Here is a 284-nt window from a genome sequence, read left to right on the forward strand (position 1 = left end):
GTATCCGTTCCGTTTTTTCCGCCTTGCCTGCAAAAACCGGTATTCCTTTGTATCTTTGGAACGGAAGACATCCGCCGGCAGATTGTCCCCTGTGCCGTCAAACATCCCTTGGCAAGAATCAGGAACGGGATGGGTACCAGTGCCTCCCGCTCCCGTTGCTCCAGAAATCGGGGCAGCCGTTCGCAAGGAGGAGAATTCATCATGCCCAAACACGCCCACCTCTGTTTTCAGCCGGTTGTCTTGTACTGTTCTGCGTGATCCGAACGGTGGGGTCATGTCCGTGC

The 284-nt window shown here is 55.3% G+C and carries 1 protein-coding gene; it reads right to left on the reverse strand.

What is annotated here, in order from left to right; genetic code table 11:
- A partial coding sequence (locus LD028_RS08830) for a hypothetical protein (RefSeq protein WP_237811594.1) occupies positions 1–209 on the reverse strand: 209 nt, incomplete at its 3' end.
- Positions 210–284 lie beyond the last annotated feature (75 nt).

Origin of the sequence: Anoxybacillus sp. LAT27, assembly GCF_022030075.1 — a bacterium.
Classification (GTDB): Bacteria; Bacillota; Bacilli; order Bacillales; family Anoxybacillaceae; genus Anoxybacillus; species Anoxybacillus kestanbolensis.